The 14,840-nt window shown below is 57.2% G+C and carries 11 protein-coding genes; 10 read left to right on the top strand and 1 reads right to left on the bottom strand.

From position 1 onward, the window contains the following. Nucleotides 1–2 precede the first annotated feature (2 nt). Entirely contained in the window at nt 3–3,116 is a 3,114-nt protein-coding gene (locus tag HY010_05315; protein ID MBI3475129.1) for a multidrug efflux RND transporter permease subunit, read from the top strand. A 41-nt stretch (nt 3,117–3,157) separates the two neighbouring features. Here the strand turns inward: HY010_05315 and HY010_05310 are convergent, their stop codons facing one another. Beyond that, entirely contained in the window at nt 3,158–4,588 is a 1,431-nt protein-coding gene (locus HY010_05310) for a DUF4118 domain-containing protein (GenBank protein MBI3475128.1), read from the bottom strand. A 69-nt stretch (nt 4,589–4,657) separates the two neighbouring features. Here HY010_05310 and HY010_05305 point away from each other — a divergent pair, with 69 nt between their 5' ends. The 9 genes from HY010_05305 (at nt 4,658) to HY010_05265 (ending at nt 14,830) form a co-directional block, all read left to right on the top strand. Further along, a complete protein-coding gene (locus HY010_05305; GenBank protein MBI3475127.1) occupies nt 4,658–5,779 on the top strand; it encodes a universal stress protein in 1,122 nt (373 codons plus the stop codon). Beyond that, entirely contained in the window at nt 5,779–6,486 is a 708-nt protein-coding gene (locus HY010_05300; protein MBI3475126.1) for a response regulator transcription factor, read from the top strand. Before HY010_05305 ends, HY010_05300 begins: the two co-directional genes overlap by 1 nt. Nucleotides 6,487–6,633: 147 nt before the next feature. Next, complete coding sequence (locus HY010_05295; GenBank protein MBI3475125.1) at nt 6,634–8,232, top strand: outer membrane beta-barrel protein; 1,599 nt, start codon at nt 6,634–6,636, stop codon at nt 8,230–8,232. Nucleotides 8,233–8,245: 13 nt separating this feature from the next. Continuing rightward, on the top strand, nt 8,246–8,419 hold the full coding sequence (locus tag HY010_05290; GenBank protein MBI3475124.1) for a hypothetical protein: 174 nt from the start codon (nt 8,246–8,248) through the stop codon (nt 8,417–8,419). 92 nt (nt 8,420–8,511) lie between these two features. Then, nucleotides 8,512–8,601 (top strand): K(+)-transporting ATPase subunit F, encoded by a 90-nt coding sequence (gene kdpF, locus HY010_05285; protein ID MBI3475123.1) that lies wholly within the window; start codon nt 8,512–8,514, stop codon nt 8,599–8,601. Nucleotides 8,602–8,603: 2 nt separating this feature from the next. Continuing rightward, nucleotides 8,604–10,376: a potassium-transporting ATPase subunit KdpA gene (gene kdpA / locus HY010_05280; protein MBI3475122.1), complete on the top strand. Its 1,773-nt coding sequence runs from the start codon at nt 8,604–8,606 to the stop codon at nt 10,374–10,376. A 6-nt stretch (nt 10,377–10,382) separates the two neighbouring features. Then, complete coding sequence (gene kdpB / locus HY010_05275) at nt 10,383–12,422, top strand: potassium-transporting ATPase subunit KdpB (protein MBI3475121.1); 2,040 nt, start codon at nt 10,383–10,385, stop codon at nt 12,420–12,422. Between the two features lie 12 nt (nt 12,423–12,434). Then, the gene (kdpC, locus tag HY010_05270) at nt 12,435–13,001 is read left to right on the top strand and encodes a potassium-transporting ATPase subunit KdpC (protein MBI3475120.1); all 567 of its coding nucleotides are present in this window, start codon (nt 12,435–12,437) and stop codon (nt 12,999–13,001) included. A gap of 53 nt (nt 13,002–13,054) precedes the next feature. Beyond that, on the top strand, nt 13,055–14,830 hold the full coding sequence (locus HY010_05265; GenBank protein MBI3475119.1) for a CocE/NonD family hydrolase: 1,776 nt from the start codon (nt 13,055–13,057) through the stop codon (nt 14,828–14,830). The last annotated feature ends 10 nt before the right edge of the window (nt 14,831–14,840 follow it).

The raw sequence follows: 14,840 nt of genomic DNA, 5'->3' as shown, positions 1-14,840 counted from the left end.
CCATGAATATTTCGGCTCCATTCATCAAGCGTCCGATCGGGACTTCGCTGTTGGCAGCCGCCCTGCTCATGGCAGGAGCGTTGGCGTTCAATTTTCTCCCGGTCGCACCGTTGCCTCAAGTCGAGTTTCCGGTGATCAGCGTCGGCGCGGGACTTCCGGGCGCGAGTCCGCAGACGATGGCGTCTGCGGTAGCGACCCCACTGGAACGCCAGTTCGGCCGCATTGCCGGCGTCAACCAGATGACTTCAACCAGCCAGGTCGGATCGAGCAACATCGTGTTGCAATTCGATCTCAATCGCAACATCGACGCCGCCGGACGCGATGTGCAAGCAGCGATCAACGCGGCTCGCAGCCAACTTCCCGCGAACCTGCCCGGGAACCCTAATTATCGAAAAGTAAATCCCGCAGACGCTCCCGTCTTAATTCTCGCTCTGACGTCGGACGTACTTACTCTTCCGCGCATGTACGACGCCGCCGATTCGATCCTGTCGCAGAAACTGGCGCAGATCGACGGTGTGGGACAAGTATTCGTAGGCGGCGGTGCGAAGCCGGCGGTTCGCGCCGAAGTGAATCCAACTCTACTGAACAAGCTCGGCATCGGCCTGGACACAGTGCGCTCCGCGCTCGGTTCCGCGAATGCCAACCGGCCAAAAGGTGCGATCGACGGCCCCATCAATGCGTGGTCGTTGAGCGCTAACGATCAGATTTTTACCGCCGACCAATACCGCCGGCTGATCGTTTCCTATAACAATGGCGCACCGGTACGGCTGGGCGATGTGGCAAGCGTGCAGGATTCCGTGGAAGACATTCGCAATATCGGCCTTTCCAGTGGCAAACCCGCCGTGTTGGTGATCGTCTTCCGGCAGCCGGGGGCAAACATCATCGCCACGGTTGACCGCGTGCGCGCGGCATTGCCCTTGCTCAGGTCATCGATTTCTCCCGCGATTAATGTCGACATCGTCCTCGACCGGACGACCACGGTGCGCGCTTCGGTAAGAGACATCGAGGTCACGCTCATCATTTCAGTCCTGCTGGTAATCCTGGTCGTGTTCGCGTTCCTGCGGACGGCCCGGGCGACTCTGATTCCGAGCGTCGCTGTTCCTTTGTCCCTGGTGGGAACTTTTGGGGCGATGTATCTGCTGGGCTACAGTCTCGACAATCTTTCTCTGATGGCACTCGCCATCTCAACCGGCTTCGTCGTAGACGACGCAATCGTCGTACTGGAAAACATCACTCGCCACATTGAAGCAGGGATGGCCCCGGTGGCCGCTGCTTTCCAGGGCGCGCGCGAGATCGGTTTCACGGTGCTCTCCATGAGCACATCGCTGATTGCCGTTTTTATTCCTCTCTTATTGATGGGAGGAATCGTGGGCCGGCTGTTCCGTGAATTCGCCGTGACTCTGAGCGTGGCGATCGCAATTTCCTTGTTCGTTTCGCTCACTGTCACTCCGACCATGTGCGCGAAATTTCTTCGCTCCGCAGACAAGGAGAAGCACGGCCGAATCTATCGCTTCAGTGAAAGCGTCTTTAACTTCGTCCTTCGCGGCTACGAACGCAGCCTGAAGTTTGTACTGCGCTTTCAATTCGTCACGCTGCTGGTCACGATCGGGACCGCCGTTCTCAGCGTCTATCTCTACATCATCGTACCCAAGGGATTCTTCCCGCAGCAGGACACCGGCCGCATCGGCGGCTCCGTGCAAGCCGCGCAGGATGTTTCGTTCGCCGCCATGAAGGACAAGATGACGCAGTTCGTCAGCCTGGTGATGAAAGATCCGGCCGTCGACACCGCGGTCGGGTTTGCGGGCGGGAATACTTCCGCCAATACGGGAAGAATGTTCATCACCCTGAAGCCGCTCGCCGAACGCAAAGTCGGCGCGGACCAGGTGATTGGACGACTCAGGGGCAAACTCGCCGTCGTGCCGGGCGCCACTTTGTTCATGCAGTCCGCACAAGACCTGACCATCGGCAGCCGCCAAAGCCAGGCGCAGTTCCAGTACACCTTGCAGGCGGAGACTCTGGATGACCTGAACCACTGGTCTCCGCTGCTCTTGCAAAAGCTGCGGTCTCTTCCTGAATTGCGTGACGTCAATACCGATCAGCAGGATCGGGGTCTGGAGGCCACAGTCATCATCGACCGCGATACCGCGGCGCGCCTGGGTGTCGATCCGTCGGATATCGATAGCGCGCTTTACGACGCATTTGGCCAGCGGCAAGTCTCCATCATGTATCGACAGTTGAACCAGTACCACGTCGTGATGGAAGTCGCGCCGGAATTTTCGAAGAGCATTGAGGCGCTACAGAACATTTACGTGCGCGCGGCAAACGGTACGGCTGTGCCGCTATCGTCGTTGGCACACTTCGGACCTTCGAACACTCCGTTGGCGGTCAATCACCAGGGCCAGTACCCTGCCGTGACGTTATCGTTCAACCTGGCTCCGGGCGTGTCTCTCGGGAAGGCGACTGATGCCATCAACCAGGCACAACGGGCGATCAATTTTCCCGTAACGATTAACGCGAGTTTCCAGGGAACTGCGGCGGCGTTCCAGTCGTCGCTCGCGAGCCAGCCACTCTTGATCCTCGCCGCGCTTTTCACCGTGTACATCGTGCTGGGCGTCCTGTACGAGAGCTACATCCATCCCTTTACGATTCTGTCGACGCTCCCTTCAGCGGGTGTAGGCGCGATTCTCGCCTTGTTGATCTCGGGTAGCGAACTGAATGTCATGGGAATGATCGGCATCATTCTGCTCATCGGCCTTGTCAAGAAAAACGCGATCATGATGATTGACTTCGCGCTGGAGGCAGAGAAACAAGGGAAATCTTCGGCTGAAGCGATCTACGACGCCTGCATTCACCGCTTCCGGCCGATCATGATGACGACCATGGCCGCACTTTTAGGTGGATTGCCGCTCGCTCTCGGTACTGGCACAGGCTCGGAGTTGAGACGTCCGCTCGGCATCACGATCGTGGGCGGACTGATTATGAGCCAGGCGCTGACTCTCTTCACGACCCCGGTCGTCTACTTGTATCTCGATCGGTTGCACCTGCACTTCAGTGGCAAGCGCCGCGCGCAGGAGCGGAAGCGCGTACAACCACTCTCTCCAAATCCTGCAACTTGATGCCACACTGTCACTACAAAAAGAGAGATGCCCGACCGGAGCTACTTGATCGGTAGGGAAAAATAGAATACGGAACCATGTCCCGGCTGGCTGGTCACGCCAATGGTTCCACCGTGTGCTTCCACAATCGCCTTCGCGATGGCCAGGCCCATTCCTGTTCCCTGCACCCTGAGGCGCTGATTCCGGCCGCGATAGAACTTGTCGAAGATGAGCGCCTGTTCGAAGTCGTCGATGCCCGGGCCAAGGTCGGCAACGCTGGCGATGAGAAATTCTCCTTTTATTTCGGCGGTGATGTGAATCGGGTCGCCGGGCGGAGAGTATTTGGACGCATTCTCCAGCAACTGCACAAACACTTCATGGATTCGGGCCAGATCGTAGCGAATGTTGCCGAGGTCAGGCGGAAGCTCGACGTTGACCGTGTGCTGTGCGAGAGTTTGCCTGGTCTCATCCAGTGCTTCGTCAATGGCGGCGCGGATCGAGTGCGGTTGCAAATCCAACTCGATCTTGCCTGCATCCAGTTGCGCCATTTCAGAAGCTTCGCCGACCAGACGGTTCAGGCGATCGCTCTCCTCGTCGATCACAGTCAGCAATTCACGGCGGTCAACCTCCGGTAGCTGAGGACTGCCAAGCAATGAAGTCACCGACGCTTTAATGGAAGTCAGCGGCGTGCGAAATTCATGGGCGACGGAATCAAGGAGAACCGAACGCAGCTGGTCGCTCTCCCGGGCGGCCTCGGCTCGTCCCAGTTTTTCGATGGTTCGAACGCGTTCGACAGCAATCGCGATGAGACTGCTGATCGCGTCGAGCGTTTGTCTGGAGGGGACGGCCCCGGCCACTCCCATGCTGCCCACGACACGCGCCCCCATGCGGAGGGGAATGAAAGCGCGTTTCGCCTCCACCTTCGGCTCCCCGCGCATGCTCGTCATCTGGAGATCGTGCAGATCGAGTTCGTTGGTCGTGGAATCCGACCGGTAGACATCAGGACGATTGGAGAGCGAGATCGCCGTCGCCGTCACTCCGAAGAATTCGACAACGTATCCAGGAATAACATTCAAGAGTTCGGGCAAATTGTCATTGGACAAAAGCTGCTGGCTGAATCCGTAAAGTTGTTCGACTTCGTGGCGGCGTTCGATTGCGTTGTGAGCTTCACGACGGGCGCGTTCGGAAAGTTCACTGGCAATGACCGCCGTCAAGAGGAAAGCAATCAACGCAACCCAGTCCTTCGGATCGGTAATCGTGAGTGTCCCGACTGGGGGCAAGAAGTAGTAGTTAAAAGCAAAGGCGGCTAAAACGGCGACGAGCACCGCCTGCTTCAGCCCCCAGAAAGTAGAAACAATCAGTACCGCCAGGAGAAACGTGAGCGCAACCGTAGTGGGGTTGACATGGATCACGCCGGAATACAGGAACGTCAGCGCCCAAACGGCTCCTGCTGATGCCGCATAGCCAACCGCCGACTTGACCCCTGGTTTCACGGATCGATTGTAGCTGACGTGTATTCGTGCATATCGACAATTGGGAGTTGCTCGACGACAATACTCGCGATGCCCAAGACCCCAGAACAATGGCTGGAGGAAGCCGCTCCCACCAGGAAGGGAGGCTCATTCAAGCTTTTTCTCGGCTATGCCCCGGGCGTCGGCAAGACCTTCAGCATGTTGAGTGAGGCAATCCGGCGGCACAGCCGCGGCGAGGATATCGTGATAGGCGTGGTGGAGTCACACGGGCGGAAGTCGACTGCCGACTTGGCGGCACAACTGGAAGCGGTACCGCGTCAGAGGATTCCCTACAAGGGCACGGTGTTTGAAGAAATGGATGTTGACGCAATCCTGAAACGGAAGCCCCAGGTCGCACTCGTCGACGAACTTGCTCACACGAACATCGAAGGTAGCAAGCATCACAAGCGGTATGAGGACGTATTTGAGCTGCTCGACGCAGGCATCGATGTACTTTCCACCATGAACATCCAGCACCTGGAAAGCGTAACTCCGACCGTGCGAAGCCTCACCGGAGTGCAGGTCCGCGAGACCGTCCCCGATTGGGTACTGCAGAGAGTCAATGAAGTCGTGATGGCCGACCTGACTCCCGAAGCGCTGCAGAATCGGATGCGGCGCGGCGATGTGTATCCGCAGGAGCGTGTCGATCGAGCGCTGACGAATTTTTTCCAGGAAGGAAATCTGATTGCCCTCCGCGAACTGGCCCTGCGACAGGTGACACATGCGGTCGACCAGAAGCTGGAGTCCTATCGAGAGAAAGATGAAGCCAGCAGCAAAGTCAGCATCCGGGAACGGATTGCTGTTGCCATCAGTTCTAATCCGGCCGCCCAGTATCTGATTGCCCGCGGCAGCCGCATGGCGCAAGCGATCGATGCCGACTTATACGTCATCTATATCGACCGTGGGCAGGACAACAGCGAAGCCGACCAGAAAACACTGAGTGCGAACATTCAGTTTGCGCAAAATGTCGGCGCCAACGTGGTCCGGCTTAAGGCCCAGAAAGTGGAAGAGACGATCGCCGAGTTTGTCCGTGAAAAGCATATTACGCAGGTCGTATTCGGACGTTCGGCGACGCAGGGATGGAGGCGCTTTATGTATCTCTCCGCGCTTCACAAATTTCTTCGCGATGCGCCAGCTGTGGATGTTCACATCGTGACGCAGGAGCCCGAGTGATGCCGGCGCCTTCCAATCATCGCGGCATCCTCGTCGTGGATGACGAACCGCAGATCACGCGAGTATTGCGGACAAGCCTCTCGAACCAGGGTTACGACATCCGCGTGGCCAACGATGGCGAGATGGCGCTGGAGATCATGAAGGACTGGACTCCTGACCTCGTGATCACCGATTTATCCATGCCGAATATGGATGGGCTGGAGCTGTGCCGGCGGTTGCGATTGAAATCGCAAGTTCCAATTGTGGTGTTGTCAGTGCGAGGCCAGGAACGAACGAAAGTGCAGGCGCTGGACGCGGGCGCGGACGACTACATTACGAAGCCCTTCGGCATGGAAGAACTGTTGGCGCGCGTCCGTGCAAACCTCCGGCGCGGTCCAAGCGAAGACTCCGCGAGCAAAGTGATCGAATTGGGAGATTTCCGGATCGATATCGAAGCGCGCAATGTTGTGGTCGGCGGTCGGGCGGTACATCTCACACCGAAAGAATTTGATGTACTCGTTTATCTTGCGGAACATCCGGGAAAAGTGGTGCCCCATCGCACGCTTCTTGGATCCGTGTGGGGCGGCGAGAGCACGGAACAAGTGGAGTATCTTCGTGTCGTCGTCGCCCAGTTGCGGAAGAAGTTGCAGCCCTCCGGAGATTCGCCACAGTACATCGTGACCGAACCGTGGATCGGCTACCGTCTGGAAGCAGGCGTCCAGAAATAGTTGAACTACCGTAGCATCTGCAAGTTGCGCCGCTGCACAACATCCTTCCATACGAATTCCTTATAAAGCGCTTACTCCCTCCTTACGCCTGAACCGTTTCAATCGGAGTGTATCGGGGGGATTAGGCCCGGTGCAGAAGAGGCACGTATGAAAGGACCATGGAGCGCAATCATTCTGGTAGCGGTACTCGCGACGATTGCTTCCGCGCAAACCAGTTCGAATGTCCCGACTCCGGCAACTGAAGCGCAAGATCAACAAAGCGGAGACCTGGCCCAACAAGTTCGGCAACTCCGCGACATTGTTCGCGAGTTGCAGGCGAAGATTGCGCGCATGGATGGCGAACAGGCAAAGTCCGCAGGGCTGCCGGCCGAGGCCACAACAGGATTCTTGAACTCAGCGACGGCGCCCGCTGCTCAGGTTCAAGCCTCCGGCGAAGCGCTCCTGTCTTCCCCGCAAGCGAGTGCGCCAGCGATATCTCCCTCCAAGCCAGCCGAGCCGTTCGCCTTCGCGGATTGGACCTGGATGAATGGAAATGCCCGCACCAAGGAGTCGCCACTCGACACGAAATTCTTCACTGCGGAAGTTCGGGCCGACGTTGGATACGTCTACGATTTCAATCATCCCAAGGACGACACGATTGGCGGGTCGAGCGAAGTGTTCCGCTCCAACGAAATTCACATCACCCAACTTGGTGTCGGCGGCGACTTCCACTACGACAACGTTCGCGCCCGCCTCATGACGCAGTTCGGTCTCTATTCTGAAACGACCCCGCGCAACGATGCCAGTCCCTCGCGTGGACAGTGGAACCTTGACGGCGCGTATCGCTACCTTTCTGAGGCTTACGGCGGCTATCACTTCAACGCCATGCACGGCGTGAACGTGGATGCCGGAATCTTCATGTCCTACATCGGACTATTCAGTTACTACAATTTCGACAACTGGGCCTACCAGCCGTCCTATGTTTCTTCGAACACGCCCTGGTTCTTCAACGGCCTGCGCGTGCAAATCTTCCCCACCGAAAAACTCAAGATCGAACCGTGGTTCATCAATGGATGGCAGTCCTACGGCCGCTTCAACGGACGGTCTGGCTTGGGCGGACAAATCAATTGGCGGCCGAATGGTTCCATCTCGATCATCTCGAACAACTATGGAATTGGCGCGGACACATTGGGAAATCCCAACCGCACGCGCTATCACACCGACAACAGCATCGAGGTGAAGTACTACGATCGGCCTGGACAGTTTCTCGATAAGGCCGCATTCACACTCACGGGAGATGCGGGTTGCGAATCCGGTGGTGGCGTCAGTTGCACGGGAAGCCGGAACGCCCCGAAGCAGAGTTTTCTCGGCTACATGGTCTACAACCGTTTCTGGTTTCAGCACGACCGTTACGGCCTGACGCTGGGCGGCGGACAGATTAACAACCCCGGACGCTACCTCGTTCTGTTACCACCCATCAACGGAGCGACGGCCGCGTCGGGAACGCCTTACTTTACGCAGAATCCAGGCGACCTCTACAAGGCATGGGACGCTTCAGCGACTTTTGACTACATGCCGAGCCAGTACATCACGTTCCGCTGGGAGTTCGATCACCGCGCTGCCAATGTTCCCTACTTCACGGGAGAAGGCGGGATCACGCCAGCCGGCGGCAACAGCGGCCCTCCGGGCTCAGTGGTGGAAGGATTCACTCCCGACCTGCGCAAGACTGAGAACCGGATCAACCTCGCTCTAATGGTGAAGTTCTAGTTCTGGTGGAGGCATGGTTGCGACTGCGATTTCGAGCTTTGCGGGCATTGTGATGGTGGTCTTCTGCATATTCGGAACAGCAACGATGATCGCCATCCTGTGCGCACTTGTGACCGATGGAAGAACTGAACACCCGCACAGCGAATTCGTGGTTCGGGAGAATGATGAGATGGGAGACACGAAATGAGGGACTTGATCTTCGTGGTGCTGACGGTTGCTTTCTTTCTGATTGGAATTGCATACGTCCGTTTCTGTGAACGGATGCACTGAGGCGAATCAATGAATCTGGAAACGATTGTGATGTTGGTGGTGAGCGGCTCACTGATGGCGTATCTGCTGTACGCCTTGCTGTATCCGGAGAAGTTCTAGCAATGACTGTCAATGGCTGGTTACAGATTTTCGTTTTCCTGGGATTGATCCTGGCGGCTACAAAGCCCATGGGCTGGTACATGGCGCGCGTGTTCGAGAGGGAGAAGACGTTCCTCGATCCCGTGTTGCGTCCAGTGGAGCGATTGCTCTACCGCATCACGCTGGTGGATGAAAATTACGAAATGCGGTGGACCGAATACGCGGTGTCCATGCTGCTGTTCAGCGGCGTATCCATGCTGGCGCTGTATCTGATCCAGAGGGCGCAGGCTCTGTTGCCATGGAATCCACAGAAGCTCGCGGGCGTGGGATCGGATTTGGCCTTCAACACGGCCGCTTCGTTCACTACCAATACCAACTGGCAGAACTACGGCGGCGAAGCCACCATGAGCTATCTCACGCAGATGGCGGGCCTCGCGTATCACAACTTCACCTCGGCTGCCGTCGGGATCGCGCTCGCGATTGCGTTCATCCGCGGGATCGCACGACGTGAGAAGGATACGATCGGCAATTTCTGGGTCGACATCACTCGTTGCACGCTGTGGGTTTTACTGCCTCTTTGCCTGCTGTTCGCGATGGTTCTGGTCTCACAGGGAGTGGTACAGAACATGCGGCCGTACGACACGGCCAAGCTGATTGAGCCACAGCAAGTGCAAAAAGCGGCTGCCGATGGCAAACCCGTGACTGCCACGATCACCGATCAGGTGATTGCGCAGGGCCCGGTCGCATCCCAGGAAGCGATCAAGATGCTGGGCACGAACGGCGGAGGATTCTTCAACGCCAATAGCGCGCATCCATTCGAGAATCCGACGCCACTCAGTAATTTTCTGCAGATCCTATCCATCTTCCTGATTCCCGCGGGCCTTACCTACACGTTGGGACGAATGACCGGATCACAACGTCATGGATGGGCGGTGTGGGCCGCGATGGCGGTGCTCTTTATCGCAGGGGTGACGACCGCATATTGGGCCGAGGCGCGAGGCAATCCCCTGTTGCATGGAGTCGATCAGCGCGCCAGCCTGACGCAACCCGGCGGCAACATGGAAGGGAAGGAAGTACGCTTCGGTATTGCTGGTTCGGCGTTGTTCGCGACGGTGACAACTGACGCAAGTTGCGGCGCCATCAATAGCTGGCATGACTCCTTCACTCCGCTGGGCGGAATAGTGCCGTTGGTCAACATCATGCTGAGCGAAACAGTCTTCGGCGGCGTCGGAGCCGGACTCTACGGAATTCTCATCTACGTCGTGCTGTCCGTATTCATTGCCGGCCTTATGGTCGGGCGGACGCCGGAGTATCTGGGAAAGAAGATCGAAGCTTACGACGTGAAGATGGCAATGCTCGTAACGCTGGTCTTCCCACTCATCATTCTTGCGCTCACCGCGATCTCCTCGGTGCGCGGGTTCGGAACTACCAGCATCAGTAATCCGGGGCCGCACGGTCTCAGCCAGATTCTATACGCCTTCACTTCGATGGCTGGTAACAATGGATCGGCGTTTGGCGGGCTGAACGGAAACACGCCCTGGTACAACATCGCCGGCGCGTTCACCATGCTGATTGGGCGCTTCTTCATGATTCTCCCCATGCTGGCGATTGCAGGCAATCTGGCAAAGAAGAGATATATCGCTCCTTCGCTGGGAACGTTCCCGGTAACGACGCCGCTCTTCAGCGCGCTTTTGGCTGGCGTCATTGTGATCGTGGGTGCACTGACATTCTTCCCTGCGCTGAGCCTGGGACCCATCCTTGAACATTTGCTGATGCAGGCGGGAAAGACTTTCTGAGGAACTATGGCCGAAAAGAAAAGTAAGTCGTTGTGGGATGTGAAGATCGTGCGCCGGGCAGCGTGGGACTCGCTGGTGAAACTTGACCCGCGCAAGATGATGGCGAATCCCGTCATGTTTGTGGTGGAAGTGGGGAGCGTCGTCACGAGTGGGTTATTGCTCCGGGATCTGCTGCATCATGAGGGAGCGTTTGGGTTCAATCTGCAAATCACACTCTGGCTGTGGTTCACCGTGCTGTTCGCGAACTTTGCGGAAGCAATGGCCGAAGGACGCGGCAAAGCGCAAGCGGACACGCTGCGCAAAGCGCGCTCGGAAACCATCGCGAACCGCCTCCTGCCTGGTGGCAAGAGTGAAAAAGTACCAAGCTGTGACCTGCGCGCTGGGGATCTGGTGCTCGCGTCGGCGGGCGATTTCATTCCCGGCGATGGCGAAATCGTTGAAGGTGTCGCGTCTGTGGACGAGTCTGCCATCACGGGAGAATCGGCACCTGTCATTCGCGAAGCCGGAGGTGATCGTTCCGCTGTGACCGGAGGCACTCGCGTACTCTCCGATTGGATCCAGATCAAAATCACGTCGAATCCCGGCGAGACATTTCTGGACCGCATGATCGCGCTGGTCGAGGGCGCTTCCCGACAGAAGACTCCGAATGAAATCGCCTTGAACATTCTGCTGGCGGGCCTGACGATTATCTTTCTGCTCGCGGTCATCACCCTGCAGCCGTTCGCCATGTATTCCGGCGCACCGCAGACGGTGTTCGTACTCGTTTCCCTTCTCGTGTGCTTGATTCCCACGACGATTGGCGGACTTTTGTCGGCCATCGGCATCGCAGGCATGGACCGCCTGGTCCAGCACAATGTGCTCGCGATGTCCGGCCGCGCGGTAGAAGCGGCGGGAGACGTGAATACGCTGCTACTCGATAAGACCGGAACGATCACGCTTGGTAACCGGCAGGCGGCAGAATTTATCGCCGCGCCAGGCATCACGGCCGCCCAGATGGCCGATGCTGCGCAGCTTTCGTCGCTCGCGGATGAAACGCCAGAAGGGCGATCCATCGTGATCCTAGCAAAAGAGAAATACAGCTTGCGGGGACGGAATCTCGCCGCGCAAGAAGCGCAGTTCGTTCCGTTTACGGCGCAGACCAGAATGTCCGGCGTGAACCTCGATGGCCGGGAGATTCGCAAGGGTGCGGTGGATGCGATCACCAGGTACTTGCAGCAGAACGGTACGGTCATGCCGAAGGAGGTGCAAGCAGCAGTCGAAACGATTGCGCGCTCCGGCGGCACTCCACTGATTGTGACCGAGAACCGGCGTGCCTTGGGAGTGATTTATCTAAAAGACATTGTCAAAGGTGGCATGAAGGAACGTTTCGACCAGTTGCGCGCCATGGGGATCAAGACCGTCATGATCACGGGTGACAATCCCCTGACAGCCGCGGCGATTGCGCGGGAAGCGGGCGTGGATGACTTCCTGGCGGAAGCAACTCCGAAAGACAAGATGGATCTGATTCGTCGCGAACAAGGAGAAGGCAAACTCGTCGCGATGACCGGAGACGGCACCAACGATGCTCCCGCACTCGCGCAGGCCGACGTGGGAGTGGCCATGAACACGGGCACGCAAGCGGCGAAAGAAGCGGGCAACATGGTCGATCTCGATTCGAATCCAACCAAGCTCATCGAGATCGTGGAAATCGGCAAGCAGTTGCTGATGACGCGCGGTGCGCTCACTACCTTTTCCATTTCCAACGACGTCGCGAAATATTTTGCGATTATCCCGGCAATGTTCGCCGGTACTTTCCCGGTGTTGAACGCCCTGAACATCATGCAGCTCAAGACACCGCAGTCGGCGATTCTGTCCGCCGTGATCTTCAACGCGCTCATCATCATTGCTTTGATTCCATTGGCGCTCCGGGGCGTGAAGTATCGTGCGACCGGCGCAGCTGCACTCCTGCGAAATAATCTTCTGATCTATGGCGTGGGCGGCATCGTGGTTCCGTTTATTGGAATCAAGTTGATTGACATGATCATCACCCGCATCGGCATGGCGTAAGAGAGAAACAATATGAAGAAGAATGTGCTCATTTCCGTACTCATGACTGTGGTCACGACCGTGCTGCTGGGATTGATCTATCCCCTGGCGGTCACGGGCCTCGCGCAAGTCCTGTTCCCGGACAAAGCAAACGGGCAGCTGATCCGCAGGAATCAGGTGTTGGTCGGATCGCGGTTGATTGGGCAGCCTTTCACCGGCACCGGATATTTCCATTCCCGGCCTTCCGCAGCCGGCGACAACGGGTATGACGCGACTGCCTCCGCCGGTTCGAATCTCGGTCCGACCAATCAAAAGTTGATGGATCGCGTGAGTGCCGACGTGGCTCGGCTGCAAGCGGAAAATCCAAACGCCGCGATTCCAGCGGACTTGGTTACCACCTCGGCATCAGGACTGGACCCGGAAATTTCTCCAGCTGCCGCCGAGTTTCAGGTTCCCCGCGTTGCGCGGGAACGCCGCCTTCCGGAAGCTGCATTGCGGCAACTCATTACCCGCCACACTCGTAACCGCGATTTAGGTTTGCTGGGAGAACCGGGAATAAATGTCCTCGAATTGAATATGGAGCTTGACGCGGGCAGGTGAAACTTGGTCGACTCTCTGGTTAAGTCTTTTGCAAAAACCGGAGGGTCCAAACAATGGATCGTAGAAACGCCACTTTGCTCGCCACAATTGTCACGCTGCTGTTAACTGCCCGTGTCCTTGTGGCCGCAGATTCTCTTCCCGTCACCATCGAGCGCAATGTGACGGCCAAGATGCGCGATGGAGTCCTGTTGCGCGCCGATATCTATCGACCCAAGGCGGAGGGCAAGTTCCCTGTCCTGCTGCAACGTACTCCTTATGACAAGCGCGGTGACGGCGACTTTGGCGCGCGGGCGGCGGCGTTCGGTTATGTCGTCATCATCCAGGACACGCGCGGACGCTACAACTCCGACGGCGACTTCTACACTTTCAAGTATGAGTCGAATGACGGCTACGACACAGTAGAGTGGGCAGCAGCATTGCCTTACTCCGACGGCCGGGTTGGCATGTTCGGCGGCTCTTACGTTGGAGCCACGCAAATGTTGGCGGCCATCGCGCATCCGCCTCACCTGGCTGGTATTTGTCCGGAGGTGACACCCAGCAACTATCACGACGGATGGGTCTACCAAGGTGGCGCTTTCGTTCAGTGGTTCAGCCAGTCATGGACTGCTGGGCTTGCGCAGGATACTTTCAATCGCACGGTCCAAAAGAATACGAATGCTTTGATGGGGATGTGGAAGCTGCCCCTCACCAGCTTTCCACTGTTCAACATTGGCGACTCTGTGAGCGTGCCTGCTTCCTCAGCAACCCTGGCTCCTTACTATCTGGATTGGCTCGCTCACCCGAACTATGACGAATACTGGAAACAGTTGTCGATCGAAGAGCACTACGCGGATATCAAAGTCCCCTCGTTGACCATTGCTGCCTGGTACGACCTTTTCCTGGGAGGCTCGCTCCGTAATTATCTCGGCGTCAAGGCGCGGGGTGGAAGTGAGGAGGCGCGCAAAGGACAACACCTTCTCATCACCATCGGCGGTCATGCCGGCGACGGTCGAAAAATTGGGGAAATCGACTTTGGACCTGCTGCGGCTGAATATGACACCGAAAAAATCACATTAGGTTGGTACAACTATTTATTTAAAGGCGAACAAAATGAGTTTGCCGGGAAGCCGGTAAAGATATTTGTGATGGGCTCCAACCGCTGGCGGCAGGAGGACGAGTGGCCGCTGAGCCGAGCGCGAAATACAAGGTACTACCTCCACGCCGCAAAGGGTTCGAACTCATTGCGCGGGGATGGCAGCCTGTCGGAAGCCCTCCCGAAGGCGGAAGGGGCGGATCATTATATTTACGACCCGGCGAATCCAGCGCCCACGATTGGAGGACCACTGTGTTGCGACGGACAACATCTGTCAGCCGGTCCGCGCGATCAGCGACCGGTGGAAGGTCGCGATGATGTATTGATTTACACCACTCCCGCATTCACGCAAGATACGGAGATAACGGGACCGATCAGCGTGGAGTTGTTCGCGCAGTCTTCGGCTGTCGATACGGATTTCACTGCCAAGCTGATCGACGTTCTCCCCGACGGCTATGCGCAGAATCTGACCGAGGGAATCATACGTGCGCGCTATCGCAGCTCGCAGGAAAAGCCGGAATTGATCAATCCCGGTCAGATCTACAAGTTCAACATCGACTTGTGGTCAACCAGCAATGTTTTTCTGAAGGGGCACAAGCTGCGACTGGAAATATCCAGCAGCAACTTTCCGCGATTCGATCGCAACTTGAATACTGGCGAGGATATGGCGAGCGGCCAGCACTCTATGACGGCAACGAATACGATCTATCACGACGCGCAACATCCTTCTGCGCTGATATTGCCGGTTGTGCCCTAGCCAAGACTTG

The organism is Acidobacteriota bacterium (genome assembly GCA_016196065.1).
Taxonomy (GTDB): Bacteria; Acidobacteriota; Terriglobia; order Terriglobales; family Acidobacteriaceae; genus Acidiflorens.
Note: the sequence above shows the minus strand (reverse complement) of the source record. Positions and strands in the feature narration are given on the sequence as shown.